Origin of the sequence: Pseudovibrio sp. Tun.PSC04-5.I4 (genome assembly GCF_900104145.1) — a bacterium.
In the GTDB taxonomy this organism is placed as follows: domain Bacteria; phylum Pseudomonadota; class Alphaproteobacteria; order Rhizobiales; family Stappiaceae; genus Pseudovibrio.
Genome location: NZ_FNLB01000006.1, coordinates 33,852 through 50,328 on the forward strand (window position 1 = coordinate 33,852; position 16,477 = coordinate 50,328).

The window sequence follows — 16,477 nt, forward strand, 5'->3', positions numbered from 1 at the left end:
GCATTATTCTTTCATCAGCTGGAAGGGCCATTGTCAAATCCAACCAGATCAACCAGTTCACTTGCTTTTGCGCGTTGTGCAGCAATTTCATTCAAAGCAACTTTGTCAGGATTAAAGCTGCCCCAGGATGCGACAAGCTCAGAGGCTTTCACACCCGGCAGAACTGGGTATTCGAAGTTTACGCCAGCGTAAATTTCTTGAGCTGAAGCGGAAGATAAATATTCCATCAGCTTGATAGCGTTCTCCTGATGAGGAGCGTTCTTCGCCAGGATCATACCAGAGATGTTGACATGGGTGCCGCGGTCTTCGGTGTTTGGGAAGAGGATGCGAACAGAAGCAGCCCAGTCTTGTTGCTCTGGATCTTTCTCGTTGGTTTGCATCTTGCCCATGTAATAGGTATTGCCAAGAGCGATGTCGCACTCACCAGCGAAGATGGATTTTACCTGCGCACGGTCGTTGCCGGTTGGCTTGCGGGCAAGATTATCACGAACACCTTCAAGCCATTTTTGAGTGCCTTCTTCGCCGAGGTTTGCAACCATGGAAGCAATAAGGCCGATGGAGTAAACGTGCTGGCCTGAACGGGTGCAAAGACGACCCTTCCACTTTGGATCAGCCAGTTCTTCATAAGTGATAGCATCTTGATCAACGCGGTCTTTGGAAGCGTAGATCACACGAGCACGGGTTGTCAGACCAAACCATTCATTGTCTTTGTCACGTAGGTTTGCTGGGATGTTTGCATTGATAACATCGCTATTGAGCGGCTGAGAAACGCCCAACTCTTTAGCACCCTGAAGGCGCCCAACGTCAACGGAGAGCAAAACGTCGGCTGGGGAGTTGTTGCCCTCAGCTTTGATACGCTCGGCAAGACCCTTTTTAGCAAATACGATGTTTGTCTTGATGCCGGTCTTCTCTGTGAAGGCTTTAAGCAGTGGTTGGATCAGTTCTGGCTGGCGGTAAGAGTAAATGTTTACTTCTTCTTCTGCCTGTGCAGCAGAGCCCAAACCAAGAAGGCTTGTTGCGCTCAATGCAGCGCCAGCGACTGTCAGTCCAATCCCTTTTACCAAAGACTTCATAGGAATGCCCTCCAAGTGATCTGATGTTATACGTTGTCTAAACGCTGTTCGTTAGCCCGATGTATCGTAAAGTTGACTGTTCCTGTCAACTAATAAACGTTGTGAAAACAATGAGATAGAACTATTCTAAACTACTATATGTAGCATTTATTCGGCTATCCGTTTGCAATTGCGAATGATTTTCAATTGCGCTTTCGAAATTGGCGGTTTTAAACCTAACTAAAAAACTCAAGCTTGTTGAAAACATGTGTGCAGTTTCCCGTAAAATTGCAGTGATATCGGGGGCTTCAACACAACGAGACGAATCCAGAACACCTGAAAGGCTACGCAGTTGGCGTGTCGCCATGGAGAACGCGAGCCATCCAGGTCCGGTTTATATTCTGGCCACAGAGGATGAAGGAGGCCTTTTTGCCTTGTAACTCCCCCCGCTCTTTTGAGAGCCCTGCCAGTGCGGCTGCCCCGGCGCCCTCTGCTGCATTATGGGTGGTTCTGAATAACAGGCGGATGGCCTCTGCAATCTCATCTTCACTTACGCGGATGATACGTTCTGCCCCGGAGCGGATCAAAGCAAACGCTTCTCGTGCAGGGCCGCGAACGCCAATACCTTCGGCAAATGTATCGGCTGAGGAGGTGAGCATGTATTCGCCGGTCTCAATGGATCGGGCGCACCCATCGGCTTTTTCAGAGACAACACCGATAATACGGGTCTTAAGGCCAAAGAGGTTACGAACGGAAATCAGTCCACAAATCCCTGTTCCGAGTCCGACGGGAACATAAATGGCATCTAGGTCCTTAAGGGCACGGAAGATCTCAAGAGCGTAAGTGGCTGCCCCTAAGACGAGATCATAGTCAAAGCCGGGCGCGAGGACCTGATTTGAGTCCTCAGCCATCTGGCAAGCGAATGCATGAGCCTCTTCAAAATCCCTGCCATGCTCAATTAAAAACGCACCGTAACTCTGGATCGCTGCTGTCGTTTCTTTGGAAGTTCCTTGAGGCACCACAATAGCAGCCCGTTGGCCAATGCTACGGGCAGCCCAAGCCATACCAAGCCCAAAATTACCACGTGTGGCAGCAACAAAGCTGGCAGAGCTGACATGCCGTTCGGATTGTCGGAGAAGATAAGTCAGTGCACACCGAGCCTTAAAGGAGCCAGTCGGAGCATGGTTTTCATGTTTGATGAAGACTTCGCAGCCCAAAGCATCATTCAGCAAAGGCCAGCTGAACAGCGATGTTGGTGCCATATAGCGCCTCAACTGGTGGGATGCATCTTCAAGGGCTGCCAGTGTGAGCATGCGAATCTCCTGCGATGGTCTTTCCACCGCAGGAACGCGTTATTCCGCAAGAACTCGCTGAGGCGGGAAGATGACTTCGACCAGCGTACCCTCATCCTCTTCAGAATTTATTGAAAAGGATGCGCGATTGGCTTCCACCAAGGCTTTGGTTAATGGAAGACCAAGACCAGACCCTTCAGTCGTAGCAGAAGCATTCAGGCGGCGGAATGGTTGCAAGGCCGCTTCCAGATCATCCTTAGACATTCCATGCCCGGTATCGCGAATGCGCAAGTGCACTTCACCATTTGGCTCCAGCACCAGTGAGACAATAACTTGCCCACCGGAGCGGTTGAACTTGATCGCATTGGAAAGCAAGTTCAGCGTGATTTGTCGCAGTGTTGTGGGATCAGCAACAACCTTGGGTACGGAAAGAGGTGTACTAGCCCGAATAATCACCCGTTGGTCATTTGCTTGCGGTTGCAAAAGCGCGACGCATTCACTGATGATATCAGCGGCAGAAACAGCCTCAAACGTCAGGTCCATCTTACCAGCTTCAATCTTGGCAAGATCAAGCAAGTCGTTAATAAGCGTAAGCATGTGAGAACAAGAGCGATTAATGTCGCGGGCGTATTCTTTATAGCGAGGGTTGCCAAGCTCCCCGAAACGCTCTTCCTGCATAACTTCAGAGAAGCCGATCACTGCATTCAGCGGTGTTCGGATTTCATGGCTGATTTTTGTGAGATACTCAGACTTATGAGTATTGGCTTTTTCAGCCTTCAAACGTGAACTAACCAGTTCTTCTTCTGCCCGTTTGAACTGAGTAATGTCGCGCAAAACAGCGCAGAACAACCGCTCATCGGATGTATTGACGCGGCCCATACTGAGGAAAGTCGGGAAAATATCGCCATCAAGTGTCTGGCAAATGACCTCACGGCCATCATTCAACACGCTGGAAACACCGTTGGCAACCAAACCATCAAGGTAATCCAGAGCAGCAACGTGGCTTTCATCCGCCAAAAACCGCGTTAGTAGTGCGCCCAAAAGATCATCTTCTTCTGCATTAAAGAGAGCTTTTGCTGAATGATTTGCACTGCGGATGATGCCTTTCTGGTCAACAACAAGCACTCCATCGGTTGCCGTTGCTAATACAGATTCCAGCTCCATGATGCGTGATTGAGCATGCTGAAGCTGCAAGCTTGGTGCGCTTTCAACAACAGTTACAGGGGCAGTTGGAGCTGCAGCCTCGGGAGCGTTCTGCACTTTTTCGACGACAGAAATCATCAATGCCTGCGCACCATTCCACGGCACAGCATGCATGCGTGCATCAACGGAAAGGACGCCGCCAGCCGCCAGCCGCACGTGAACAATACGATCCACAGTCTGAGAGCTTGGAGCTGGGCATTCTTCCGGTTCAGCGAAGATCGCTTCAAGACCACCTGCCTCATTCAGCGCCTCAAAGCGTTCATAACCCATCAGTTCAAGCAGGGTATCGTTTGCATAAACCACATCACGGCCACTCACCACAGCAACGCCAATCGGCAAACGGTCCAGCAAGCGCGGATCTATAGGCGCAACGATAGGCTTATCTGGAATACGGCCTGTCTTTTCACGTGCACGTTCAGCAGCTTCTTCAATGTCCGGTGGAACACGAGGCAGCACAACATGGGTTACATTGTCCTGCTTTGGTCCCGCATCAGCCACATCAAGACGCGTTTCAAAGGTTTGGCCGCGAGACACGGGCTCTGCCGGAAGCGGGATAATGTTGTCGGCAATTGGTGCTAATGGAGTGTCATCAACCACATCAGTTTCAGCAACGGCAATTGCCGCAGTTTCATCCGCGGTGATAGGAGTAGGTTCTGCTGATGGTTCCGGATGAGGAGAAGATGTTGCAGCCTTCTCTTCTTTCTTATCGGCACTTAACGCCTGAGCAATTTTATCAAAGGCGTCTCGTTCAGGCTTGGAAAGACCAAAGTTCTCACGAGAGGCGGGATGTTTGTCTACCAAACGAACAATGCTGTTGGTCAGCTCAGCAAGACTGCGTGGTCCGGACCTGCGTTTCTTTCGTGGAGCATCGGGCAGGTTTGCGATTGCGCGCGCAAAATCATCCTTGCTGGTTGGTTCAGGCGCTTTACTTGGAGCGGCCTGTTTCTGAGGAACCTCGGGAACTTCAATCTCAGCAGCTTCTGTGAGGTCCTCTTCAAACCGTTGCAGATCCTCTTCTGCAGCCTCCGGTTCAGTTTCCATGTCTGTTGCAGGGAGGTCGTTAACCTGAACAACGTCAACAGGAACGGCAATCTCAAGCGGGTCAGCTGGGTCAGGCGTCACATCGTCATCAGTTAGCTGAAGGAAGGTTTCTTCCTGTTCTGGAGTTGCTTCGATCTCTAAGGCAGTGTCTTCTACAGGCTCTGAGTTCTCGGAGCTTTGCAGAGAAATACCGTCAGTTTCAGTGTTATCCTGTTCAACAGCTACAGGTTCAGATGCTTCTGGGTTTTCAACCTCAGCAGCAGGTTCGTCTTTATGCTGCGCTTCCGGTTCAACCTCCGGGGAGACCTCATCTTCATCTTCTTCCTCGTCGAAATCGATAAGGAGCTCAGGAATATCTGGTTCACTCTGTAAAAAGCCCGGCGCGGTGATGCGGGTCTCTTCAAAAACCTCGGTAAACTCGGCGGTCTCTTCTATAGCAAGAGCTTCTAAAGGAGCGAGTTCTTCCTGAATAAAGCGTTCTGGCTGCTCATGCTCCAATGTCAACACAGGAACGATTACAGTCTCAGCAGAGCTGGAAACAGGGAAATTGCCTTCTTCTGCTGGCTCAGACTCATCTTCCGCCTGCATTGCAGTGTGCAATTTGGCCAGAACAGCAATCGGGTCAACATCTTCCTCAGTCTTTTTCGCATCCACACTGCGAATGACACCAAACCCGCGCAAGCCATCAAACTCACCGTCATTGGTTTCAACCGGTTGGGCAGACAAATCCAGCGGAACCACTTTCGCAGTATTGCAGATGGGCCAAAGGACCGTCGCGCCAGTGAAGGCACGCTGTTTTTTGATTGCTTTTGTAATTATAGGCACTTTGCCCATTTTGAATTTCTTACGCACCACATCAAACGGCAAGCCGATCAGGCCAGCGTCCTGCGGTCCAAGAAGTTCGCCAAACTCCTTCGAGAAGCTGCGAAAGCACCCGTTACGATCCAGCTCCCATGTGAAGCGGATAGGCCTCTGACGGCGCTTAAAGACAAAGTCAGCCACGAGCTAGGTCCTTACTTTGAGGGTTTCCCAAAAAGGGTTTGGTTGAGAAACGCAATCTACTCTCTTTCACAAGCACCAAGGCGCAAAACTATCGGTGCAGCCAAATGATATACAGTTTGAAACGGCCATGTAAGCGACTTCAGCAGTTGTGCTGTAAGCTTACTAAATAAACCTGCCTCAATTTATCAGGGGTACATTATCTCAAGTATAGCCCCAACCTGCCTTCTCCGTAAGCATTGAAAAACCAGAGCCTGCTATATGAGGCAACTCACCCACCGCTATTTTCAAAACCTAAATCCCGATAAAGGCTTAGAGTTTATCAATGGCGGCTGATGCCCCCGCGTGTCAATTCCAATAGAAACATGCCACTCAATTATTCACCCCCCAATCCTTGTATACTTAAGGTATCGTAAACTGACGGGCTCATCTAAGCTCCTATTTTCTTTCCGCTTGGTTAAGTATAACATTGCCACGACAGAGTAAACGAGTTGCAAACAGCGAAGGGAATAGGCCCTTCTGACACTGCACAATGACCCTTAATCTCAAAAGGTGGAGGCAAAAGCATGGTAGATACAAAAGTTCCCTTTGAAGTCCCAGAGCAGATGCGTGAGTTTGCTGATCGCAGCATCGATCAAGCACGCAAAGCTTTCGATCACTTTATGGATGCAACTGAAACCGCTGTTTCCAGCATGGAAGGTGCCTCCAACCCGATGCAAGTCGATTCAGCAGGCATGCATCGTCAAGCATTGACCTTCGCTGAGCAGAATGTGAATTCCGCCTTTGAACTGGCACAACGTATGTTTCAGGCACAGAATATGGAAGAGTTAGTGGGTCTGCAAACCGAGTACCTCCACAAACAGATGGAACTTTCTGGGGCGCAGGTGCGCGAGATGGGAGAAAAAGCATCTCAAGCCGTCAACGAAGTGGCCAAAAAAGCCGGCGAATTCCAGTAACTCAAACTGACCGACGAACAAGACACACAAAATGAGTTTCACAGCTTGAATGAGGCGGGAAACTGCCTTGTTCTTAAAAGATCTCCTCAACCACTCGGTGCAAAAGCTGTGATTTGCATGAGGAGAATAAAAAAGTTTCCCCCTACGCTTCAGCTGTTTAATCGCAAAATGAATTATTGCACTGCAAAATAATGTTGCAATGCACAAAAATACTTCCTATGTTAAGTACAAGTTGACCTTGGGAGAGTTTTGAAGCTCCCTTTCGATCCTTTATGTTTCTCCCAAGACGATAAGGAGCAATCCCGATGACCACTACGAAAATTGATACCAAAAAAATTGAGAGCAAAGCTGAAGAGGCTGCGTCCAAACCTACAAAATCTATCGAGAATGAGGTGTTTGCAATGAACAAGATGGAAGTGCCTGCATTTATCCAGCAGATGACTGAAAAAAGCGCTGATCAGGCCCGTGAGGGTTACGCTAAAGTGAAATCCGCTTCTGAAGAAGCTTCCGTCATGATGGAAGACGCTATGGAAGTGACGCGCGATGGCTTCATGGAAATGAACCTCAAGGCCGTTGATGCTGCCAAAGACAACTCTGAAGCAGTTTTCTCACATATGCGCGAACTTTTCGGTGTGAAGAACATTTCTGAAGCAATTGAGCTTCAGTCCAGCTTCAGCCGTAAACAGTACGACACTGTGAGCCAGCAGGTGAAAGAGATACAAGAGTCAGCTTCCAAACTAGCGACCACTGTGTCCCAGCCAGCGAAAGAAGTTTTCACTAAATCAATGAAAGATATGAAGCTCGCATAACGCCAGCACTATTTTTTATAAAAAAATGCCATGTCCTCTCGATTGGTTGCAGCCGGTTTTGCAACTCAAACGAGAGGATTTTGCGTTTAACGCACTGAAAAACTGAGTTAAATTACATACTTATGATAGATAAATGGCGGTTTATGATCAGTGCTGTGGACTTTTTTCATTTAGATGTTTCTAGGCCTTGCCAACTTTCACATTTGTACTTATGTTCCGCGCCACTGGCAAGCAGACGTAGCTCAGTTGGTTAGAGCGTCGGATTGTGGCTCCGAAGGTCGGTGGTTCGAACCCACTCGTCTGTACCATCTCTTCTTAAGGCTCGTTCGTGAGATAAGAAGAGATCCTCTGCTTCGCCAGGTTTTATTTCTTCCCGAAAAACGGATCCGCTTTCAAAGCGGCCTCGTTTATCATTTCGGCATTTGATCCGGAATGAGAATGGCATTCACGTTCTTTTCAATAACTTCCCCAAGCCAAAATCCGCAATCTGATTGCTCGAAGAGATCCTCATAGGTTTTGTCTTGGTTCGCGCCTTGTAAAACATTGAAGTTGGATGGATTTCCGGTCTTCGGCCAACTCCACAGTTTCCAGTCTGTTGCAGGGCCTGCCTCTGGTGTTTTGGCAAATTGAGCCCAGAGCGCATTCATCTTTACAGCAAGATCTTTGTCTTCCTGCGTTGCGACTGGCGGCATGTTATTAAACACAAATGGCAGCTCGGATGCGTGGCAGGAATTATTCCACTCATTGTGTGGACCGCAAACATTTTTGACCGCTGGGTTACTAGGTGGCTTCATCAAATTTGCCACATCAGTCTGCGCAAAAAGATAGAACCACATGTTGGTTGTTGGCTTTTCTGCTTTTATGTTCGCCGCCATGTTTGGGCAGGTAAGCATATAATTTTCTATCAGATTAGAAAGTGCAGTTGCCGGGCTCTTGGGCCGCAGTCCATGTGCCGCTGGGGTTTGTGCGCCATATCCAAACTGATTGACAACTTGCATTGGGTTCTCAAAATCACGGGCAAGGATATTATTGTACGAGATTGCATTCAATCCCCCGCCTGCATCAACGTAATTTGCAAACAAAACACCTTCGTCTTTGGTGATGCCAAACATCAGCGGCTTATCACTGCCTGTTGCCATTTTTTTATCCGGCTGTTCAGTCAGGAATTGACCGTCAATGATTGGAGAGAAGAGGATGCTGCCGGGGAGGGCGCTGAGAAATACCCCTTTTTTGTAGTTAGATACGAGCATTAGATTCTGAGCGAGAAGCACTTGCCGGGTTGTTGCGTTGTCCAGATCATCAAGCTGTGCAGTTAACGCGCATTCATCTGCTTCGGGATTGCGGATCACAGAGCGTAAGCATTTTAGATAAAAGTAGAAAAGGTTTTTGCCTTCCTCTTTGTTTCTATAACGATAACCAGCCGCGCTGCTTTGCATAATAGCTGCTTTGAATAAATCCTTGGATTGGTCATTGCTAAACAGATGCAAGCCGATTGCCATTGCACCAGAGCTTACCCCGAAAAGAGTGACTTGCTCCGGATCTCCGCCAAATGTGGTGATGTGTTTCTTCACCCACTTAAGGGCAACTTGTTGGTCTTGAAAACCGTAATTGCCGCCATTGGCTGGTTCTTGTCCCGTTGTTCCTTCAGTCGACAATGTGCCCAGAATGCCAAGTCGAAAATTGACCGTTACCAGAATGACGTTTTGGTCCGCAGCGAAGGGTTTACCATCATATAAGTCGAGGATCTGGCCATCCGCAGTGCGATAGTTGGTGTTGGACCCACCAGCAAGAAACCCACCGCCATGGAAAAAAACCATGACAGGCAATTTGCTCAGGTTTTTGATAGCTCCGGCAGGCGCCCAGATGTTGAGGTAAAGGCAATCTTCAATCCCGCGAATTGGTTGATCAGGCTTGGCAATAGGTTGAGGGCAACGGGCTCCGTAATCCAGCGCCTCATACCCATTGGGCTCATACTCATCAAAAACCGTGGCAGTTTGCCATCGCTTTGCTTGACCGTATTGAACGCCTTTGAAAACGCTCAGCAACTGACTGCCACTGCCATCGGCTTTGCCACACAGCACTTTTTTGTTGCTCAAGGTGAGACAGGGTTGCGGTGGGGGAGCAGGTTGATTGGGGGCAAACAACAATTGTCCTGCTCGGGAGGCATCCTGCGCGAATGACCACGAACAGCTGAGCAAGCTGAAGGCAAGAACAAGCAGTATCTTCATGGAACCCCACCTTTATTATTGTTTTGGGCGTTCCTTTTAGTGTTAGCCAATTAGGAAAAGAGCGAGTTAAGCAACTTGCTTTAAATTGCATTGCCGGAATTATGGCAAATTTTGGAGAGTCAAAAAGCTTTGTTTAATTCCCTTAGAATTTGTGTGACTGCTGTCACAAACCAAGAGAAATGGCGGTTTCTTGGGGGGAATCCGGTGGAATTCATGGGCACAGTCGCATTGAGCACTTGTATTGAAGGCTCAGTGGTTTTTGATAGGGCTAACATTCAAAGCGGACCAAATGTGTTGTGTTCGCTCTGCCCTGCTTGAAATTACGATGTGAGAATTTTAAATGAAAAAACTGATGCGCGCTGCAATGGCAATTGCACTCGTCCTTTCTGTTGCTGCATGTACAACCACCAATCCGTACACTGGTCAGTCTGGCATATCTAATACTGCTGGTGGCGCTGGCCTTGGCGCAGCGACTGGTGCAATCATTGGTGCAATCGCTGGCGGCAAAAGCGCTCGCGTTGAAGGTGCTCTGGTTGGCGCAGCTGCTGGTGGCCTTCTCGGCGGTGGTATCGGTAATTACATGGACCGTCAGGAAAACCAGCTCCGTACTCAGCTTCGCTCCACCGGTGTTTCTGTTACTCGTAATGGCAACCAGATCGTTTTGAATATGCCAAACGACGTGACCTTTGGTGTTGCTCAGGCATCCCTCAGCACCCGTGCTATGCAGGTGCTCAACAGCGTGGCACTGGTTGCGAAGGAATTCAACCAGACCCGTCTGAACGTATACGGCCATACCGATAACACCGGCGCTGCTCAGTACAATCTGGAACTCTCCCAGCGTCGTGCAGATTCTGTGAGCAGCTACCTGTACAGCCAAGGCGTCAATGGCACTCGCATTGCTGCAGTTGGTTACGGCTTGACCAGCCCAATCTCATCTAACGCCACAGAAGCTGGCCGTGCGCAGAACCGCCGCGTAGAGATTGTTCTGTCTCCGTTGAACTAAGCTGACAAAATTCAAAGTTCTGGAACGCGGTCTCTTGTCGAGGCCGCGTTTTTTGTTAAACTTTTCTCAGTCAGAGGGAAGAAAAACGCATGAACCGAAACATTCTCGCCGCATCGCATTTCCAATCTGCAGGTGAGGCCTATGCAAAATTCCGCCCAACCTACCCACCCGAGCTCGCTGAATATCTCGCCGCTCAATGCTCGCAGAAAAACCTTGCTTTGGAAGTTGGCTGCGGAACAGGCCAGTTCACAGGTCTTCTGGCACATCGATTTGCAAAGATTATCGCGACGGACGTAAGTGCCTCTCAAATTGAGAGTGCCAAACCTATCGAAAATGTCAGGTTTCTGGTTGAGCCTGCCGAGCAGATCTCAGTGGAATCTGGTTCAGTAAACCTCATCGTCGCTGCACAAGCCGCACATTGGTTCAATCTGCCTGAGTTCTATCAGGAAGTCCGGCGCATCGCTCATCCAGATTGCGTTCTGGCATTGGTGAACTACGGTGTGTTGGCGATTGAGGATGATGTCTGCAACGCACGTTTCCGCCAATTCTATTATGATGAGATTGGTCCATATTGGCCGCCTGAACGTCAACATGTCGACAACGGCTATGCCAGCTTTGATTTTCCATTTGCTGAGCTGCAACAACCAGAACTCGCCATTGAACGGAATTGGAATCTGGAGCAGTTCCTTGGATATATCCGCACATGGTCATTGGTAAAAACAGCTACCAAAGCAGGTAAAAGCTCCCTCATGGAAAACTTTGCTGAGGAGCTGACAGCTCTATGGAATGAGCCAGATAAATGCCGAAAGATCACCTGGCCCATTACAATGCGTATTGGAAGAGTCCGACCTTAAAAGCCACTCGGCCATCTTGGATGAAGATCGTCAATCCGGAAAGCGTGTGCGTGACTCTTACCGACTTTCTCACCGCCGGTCTTCCAATGCGGGTCATCATCAGGAAGGCCCTCGTGGGAGTGTCGTAAAACCTCAGCATCACTGCTGGGCCACAGAACCAAAGAACTGGCAACGCTGATCCAGGCCAGAACGGCCATCACCACAAAGGCGGAGGAAATGCCGAAGCTTGACCCCACCCAGCCAGCGACAGGGTATCCAATCAACCAACACACATGGCTCAAGGCGAACTGCGACGCAAATACGGAAGGTAGGTCGCTGGAGTTTGAAGAGCGTCGTAGGACACGGCCAGAGGGCGTCTGTGCAGCGGAATAGCCAATCCCCATAAAGAACCAGAGCGGCAACAAGGTCTCAATGCTTTGCACAAAATATCCAAAGCTAAGGCAGATAGACATGACCACAGCCCCGAGGATCATTACACTCCGGTCTTTCATGCGTTCCAGCAACTTAGGCAGGGCAAGAGCAGTGATCATGGACCCGCCGCCGAAACAGGCCAGTGCAAGTGCAACATCTGCGGTCCCTAATCCAAACACACCCTGCACAATCACCACAGTGTTGACAATTACCATGGCACCGCCTGCTGCCACGGCGAGGTAAACAGCTAACATACCGCGTAGACGAGGGGTGCCTAGGTAGATGCGTGTTCCTTGGGTGATACGCTTGACTGTGCGTTGGTTCTGTACTGGTTTGAGCTTCGGAAAACTGGCAGAAACCACAAGGGCAGCAGAGGCAAGGAAACCAACCACAGTGCCGCCAAACAATCCATGGAAGTTCACAAACAATAGGAGGCCAGCTGCAATAGTTGGGCTTAAGAGATTCTCAAGATCATACGCCAGACGGGAAAGCGAGAGCGCGTTGGTGTAATCCTTTTCCTTGGGCAACACATCTGGAATGACGGCTTGAAAACTGGGTGTAAAAGCAGCGGATGCAGCTTGCAGGAGGAAAATCAGGACATAAATCTGCCAGATCTCGGTAACAAACGGCAGGAGGAGTGCGATACCGGCCCGCACAAGATCCAACCCAACCAGTACGGCTCGGCGAGGTAATTTCTCGATAAGCGCCGCAGCTATTGGGGCAAGTCCCACATAAGCGATCATCTTGATGGCAAAGGCAGTTCCTAAAACGGACCCTGCATTCTCGCCGGCAATATCAAAGGCAAGCAGGCTCAGGGCGACGGTTGCAAGGCCAGTCCCAAAAAGTGCAATGACCTGCGCCAAAAACAGATGTCTGTAGGTTCGGTTTGCAAGTACGTACAACAAAAGAAGATCTCCTTGGCAAATTTAAACCCGTGTCTCCGGGTTTTGTATCCCCCTAGAGGTATCGGGAGATCGCTTTAATTTCATCAACGGTCTGCGCTGAGTCCGTATCTGGATCATCCAATGCACTCTTCAGGCAATGATCAAGATGGTCATAAATCAGGGTCTTTTTCGCCTGCAAGACAGCTCGTTCAACTGCATGAAGTTGTTGTGCTATTTCCTGACAAGGGCGTTCTTCATCAATCATGGCGATGATCGATTTTAGATGCCCGTTCGCTCGCTTTAAGCGATTAACAATATCTGGATGCGAAGTGTGCTTATGGCTTTTTGTCATACATTGAATATATCCCCCTAGGGAGGATATAGCAATCACCTGCAAGTTGAGGCAAATTCAAGGAGCGCAGCTCGTATTCTCATGAGAATTGCCCCAGAGGGAATGACTAGACCCCAAGGATTTTACGAGGCTTGCCCTTGACACAAAGACGGGTCAAACTCCTCCAATGAATTTATAAAACTGTTGCGCAGCCAAGAAGTTGCGCTGGGAGAATGGCGTGCCTGGGAAATTTGTCTTTGTCGTCGATACAGACGGTGGCGTTGATGATGCGATAGCTCTGATGATGCTCATCGGTGCTGGAAAGCAAATAGACTTCATCACCACTTGTTTCGGTAACGTCAATCTGGATCAGGCAACGCAAAATATCCTCGATGTTCTTGCTGTTTGTAATGCAGATATCCCCGTCCACAAAGGCGCCGCAGGTCCGTTTGTGGGTGAGACACTTGATGCAACCTACGTACACGGTAAAGACGGTTTAGGCGACGTTGAGCGGCCAGAGCATGAGCTGCGTATTCGGAGCGAAAGTGCACACTACGTTATTCGGGACGTATTGCGCAAAGCTGCCTTGGGTGGCCCAAAACTACAGATCCTGACCATCGGACCTCTCACCAATTTGGCAGAGGTTCTTAGAGAAGAGCCCGACCTTGCTGAAGGCATTGACCGAGTTTGGGCTATGGGCGGTACATGTAACGGTCGTGGCAATGTGACAGCAGCAGCGGAATTCAACATTCTCTGTGATCCTGAGGGAGCCAAGATCGTTCTCTCACAAAGTATCAATGCAACATTGGTGCCTTGGGAGCCTTGTCTGAATCAAGCCCTCCCAGGGGATGTCGTTGATGGTATTTTCGAGAGACTCGGAGATACTGCACCTGCTAAATTTGCAGAGCATTTGTGCACCTTTATGCGTGAGCGTGGCAAAAGATGGTATGAACGAGATCTGCTGATCCTGCCTGATCCACTAGCTGCTGCCGCTATTTTGGACCCTGAAGTAGCCGCAAAAACAATCGTCTGTGGTGTTCTTGTCGAGACGGGTGGTGAGTACAGCCGCGGCGCAACGATCCTCGACTACGAAGGCAAAACCCCAGCGCCTATCATCAGTATCATAGAGCAAGCTGATCGATCCAAGCTGGAGCGGCTCTTTGAAGCAACGCAGGCAGCTCTGTCCTAAACTTACTCTCAAAAAGTGCTCTGGCTTTTCAGATAAGAATACGTGTGAAATAAATTGAAGCAGCTGCACTAAACTTAATTCAACGCAGCTGCTTAATCTGTCAGCACCATGGTTACAGAAGCAAAGACCATGCTGTCGCGGCTAGCATAGCAACTGCCATGCCAATGGTGATCCACCGCATCACAGCTCCCTCGCCAATGGCTTTGAGAATGGAAACACCCACCAGCGCCCAGAGGCTGTGGAAGATCATGCCGCCAATCAGGAAACCGGTGGTAAGGATTATGGCATTTTCATAGATCCCCATGCCGTTTGCAGCAAAAAAACTGGTAAAGGCAACGAGGCTCATCGCCCATGTTTTGGGGCTCAGCGGGTGGATCAATAATCCTTCCCGGAAGGTTGGCAAACTCACTTCGCCTTTCGGTTTCACATTCAGCTGCACAATCCGCCACGCCAGGTAGGTCATGTATCCCATGGAGGCAAACTTGAAGCCGACAACAAGAAGCCCACCACGTGCCATCAACTGCCCAAGACCAAAAGCAACGGCAAGGTTCAACGCCGTGCTGCCCAGTTGTGCGGCAATGATAACGGGAACGGCAGTGCGATAGCCCGCGCTGGCGCCGATTGCCATGAATGTGAGATTACCCGGCCCGGGGGTTCCGGTCATGATTGCCACGAAGATCGCAAAGGCACTTAGAGTTGCCCAGTCCATTTTCTTAATCCATACAATTGATACAATTATTGTTCTGTGCTAAGATATTGTACGTATTCTATGGGTCAATTGTTTTATTGTTATGGGTACAATGTGGAAGCCTGATCTTAAAAACCTCAAAGGGCCCAAGTACCTAGGTGTTGCCAAGGTTCTTGAGCAGGACATTCTTTCAGGTCGCCTTGTGGAAGGAGACAAGCTGCCGCCGCAACGCGAGCTGGCTTATCAACTTGGGGTAACGCTTGGAACGATCACACGCGCCTATGCGGAGGCAGAACGCAAAAAGCTCGTTCGCGGCGAAACCGGACGCGGGACCTTCGTTGCAAAAACGGCAAGTGCTCACTCGCCACTGATGCTTATGCCCAAAGCTTCCGGTATCCAAAGCCTTGATCTAGCGCGCAATCTGGGATTGGCTCATCTTAATCCAGACCTTAGCCAAATGCTGGTGGAATTGAGCGCAGACCCTCTGGTCAACACGTTAAATGAATACGGCCCCTCAGAGGGCACTGGGTATCATCGCGAGATTGGGGCACAGTTTCTGCAGGAGTTCTATGGGGCTCCGGCGCGGGCGGACCAGACGCTTGTCACGTGCGGCGCTCAGCACGGCATTCAGGTCGCGTTTCAGGCTCTGTTCAATCGCGGTGATGCAATCGCAGTTGATGCGATGATCTATCCGCCAATCCTGTCTCTATTACCAACGCTTGGTCTGCAAATTGTACCCATTGAACCAGAACGAGATGCCTTGGGAAATATGAGGGCTATGTCTGCGGAGGCTCTGGAAGGCGCTTGCTCCAAGCACACTATTCGCGGGGTCTTCTTCATCCCCAATGCCCAAAACCCAACCACACACACAATGACAAGCACAGAGCGGCGAAAATTGGCTCAGGTGGCGGAAAAATACAATCTCATGGTGATTGAGGATGATCCCTATACTCCGTTCCTCTCAAGCCATGCCGAGAGTTTTCTGGAGCTTGTGCCGGATAGAACTGTGCTCATTGGCTCCTCCTCCAAGGCCATGTCTCCTGGCTTGCGGGTAGGTTATGTCCACGTCCCGCATCCGGTCAAAACTGCCTTCGCTAATGCTATAGGCGAAAGCACATGGATGGCATCTCCGCTCAACGTGGAGATCGTCTCCAGATGGATTACGACAGGAGAGCTTCAAGCAACACTGATGAGAAAGCGGGAAGTCCTGAAGGAGCGCTTTCATTTGCTGAAAGCCATGTTCCCTGATGCAGCTATGCAGGGCGGAGAAGAAAAGCTGTTTGTATGGCTTCAGCTGCCCGAACATCAAAATGCGGAGTTGGTGGAGCAAAATGCACTTCTACGCGGGGTCGAAGTCTTGTCTCATCGCCATTTTCAAGCCGGAATGCGAACGGATGTAAATGCGCTGCGCGTCAGCCTGTCGACCATTGATCGACCTGAGAATTTCAAGGAGGCATTGATGCATTTGAAGGCTTCAATCAGTCAGACCGGAAATCAGCAGGCCCCTCGGCCCATGGTTGGTTAGGTTGCGATAGGG

General features: G+C 49.8%; 13 protein-coding genes and 1 tRNA gene. 7 read left to right on the top strand and 7 right to left on the bottom strand.

Going from position 1 to position 16,477, the window contains the following annotated elements; genetic code table 11:
* Nucleotides 1-14 precede the first annotated feature (14 nt).
* The 3 genes from BLS62_RS05240 to BLS62_RS05250 all read right to left on the bottom strand — a co-directional run bounded on the left by BLS62_RS05240 (nt 15) and on the right by BLS62_RS05250 (nt 5,590).
* Nucleotides 15-1,073 (bottom strand): Fe(3+) ABC transporter substrate-binding protein, encoded by a 1,059-nt coding sequence (locus tag BLS62_RS05240; RefSeq protein WP_093177856.1) that lies wholly within the window; start codon nt 1,071-1,073, stop codon nt 15-17.
* A 323-nt stretch (nt 1,074-1,396) separates the two neighbouring features.
* Entirely contained in the window at nt 1,397-2,365 is a 969-nt protein-coding gene (locus tag BLS62_RS05245) for a threonine dehydratase (protein WP_093177859.1), read from the bottom strand.
* Between the two features lie 39 nt (nt 2,366-2,404).
* Nucleotides 2,405-5,590: a PAS domain-containing sensor histidine kinase gene (locus BLS62_RS05250; protein ID WP_093177861.1), complete on the bottom strand. Its 3,186-nt coding sequence runs from the start codon at nt 5,588-5,590 to the stop codon at nt 2,405-2,407.
* A 563-nt stretch (nt 5,591-6,153) separates the two neighbouring features.
* On the opposite strand from BLS62_RS05250, the gene BLS62_RS05255 reads away from it, so the two are divergent.
* From BLS62_RS05255 to BLS62_RS05265, 3 genes are all read left to right on the top strand, one after another.
* On the top strand, nt 6,154-6,543 hold the full coding sequence (locus tag BLS62_RS05255) for a phasin family protein (RefSeq protein ID WP_093177864.1): 390 nt from the start codon (nt 6,154-6,156) through the stop codon (nt 6,541-6,543).
* 305 nt (nt 6,544-6,848) lie between these two features.
* A complete protein-coding gene (locus BLS62_RS05260; RefSeq protein ID WP_093177867.1) occupies nt 6,849-7,352 on the top strand; it encodes a phasin family protein in 504 nt (167 codons plus the stop codon).
* Between the two features lie 231 nt (nt 7,353-7,583).
* Nucleotides 7,584-7,660 (top strand) — tRNA-His (locus tag BLS62_RS05265).
* Between the two features lie 102 nt (nt 7,661-7,762).
* Here the strand turns inward: BLS62_RS05265 and BLS62_RS05270 are convergent.
* Nucleotides 7,763-9,580, bottom strand: a complete 1,818-nt coding sequence (locus BLS62_RS05270) for a carboxylesterase family protein (RefSeq protein ID WP_093177870.1) — start codon at nt 9,578-9,580, stop codon at nt 7,763-7,765.
* A 340-nt stretch (nt 9,581-9,920) separates the two neighbouring features.
* Between BLS62_RS05270 and BLS62_RS05275 the strand changes: the two genes are divergently transcribed.
* Entirely contained in the window at nt 9,921-10,583 is a 663-nt protein-coding gene (locus BLS62_RS05275) for a YiaD family glycine zipper/OmpA-like lipoprotein (RefSeq protein WP_093177873.1), read from the top strand.
* 89 nt (nt 10,584-10,672) lie between these two features.
* The gene (locus tag BLS62_RS05280; protein ID WP_093177876.1) at nt 10,673-11,437 is read left to right on the top strand and encodes a class I SAM-dependent methyltransferase; all 765 of its coding nucleotides are present in this window, start codon (nt 10,673-10,675) and stop codon (nt 11,435-11,437) included.
* Here BLS62_RS05280 and BLS62_RS05285 read toward each other — a convergent pair.
* Together BLS62_RS05285 and BLS62_RS05290 are read right to left on the bottom strand one after the other, a co-directional pair.
* Nucleotides 11,434-12,753, bottom strand: coding sequence for an MFS transporter (locus BLS62_RS05285; protein ID WP_093177878.1), 1,320 nt, complete (start codon nt 12,751-12,753; stop codon nt 11,434-11,436). The genes BLS62_RS05280 and BLS62_RS05285 overlap by 4 nt on opposite strands.
* 52 nt (nt 12,754-12,805) lie before the next feature.
* Entirely contained in the window at nt 12,806-13,084 is a 279-nt protein-coding gene (locus BLS62_RS05290; protein WP_093177880.1) for a metal-sensing transcriptional repressor, read from the bottom strand.
* 217 nt (nt 13,085-13,301) lie between these two features.
* Between BLS62_RS05290 and BLS62_RS05295 the strand changes: the two genes are divergently transcribed.
* On the top strand, nt 13,302-14,252 hold the full coding sequence (locus tag BLS62_RS05295) for a nucleoside hydrolase (RefSeq protein WP_093177882.1): 951 nt from the start codon (nt 13,302-13,304) through the stop codon (nt 14,250-14,252).
* 112 nt (nt 14,253-14,364) lie between these two features.
* On the opposite strand, the gene BLS62_RS05300 is transcribed toward BLS62_RS05295, so the two are convergent.
* Nucleotides 14,365-14,961 carry a LysE family translocator gene (locus BLS62_RS05300; protein WP_093177884.1) on the bottom strand — a complete coding sequence of 199 codons (597 nt, stop codon included), beginning with the start codon at nt 14,959-14,961 and terminating at the stop codon, nt 14,365-14,367.
* A 91-nt stretch (nt 14,962-15,052) separates the two neighbouring features.
* On the opposite strand from BLS62_RS05300, the gene BLS62_RS05305 reads away from it, so the two are divergent.
* Nucleotides 15,053-16,465: an aminotransferase-like domain-containing protein gene (locus tag BLS62_RS05305; RefSeq protein WP_093177886.1), complete on the top strand. Its 1,413-nt coding sequence runs from the start codon at nt 15,053-15,055 to the stop codon at nt 16,463-16,465.
* Nucleotides 16,466-16,477 lie beyond the last annotated feature (12 nt).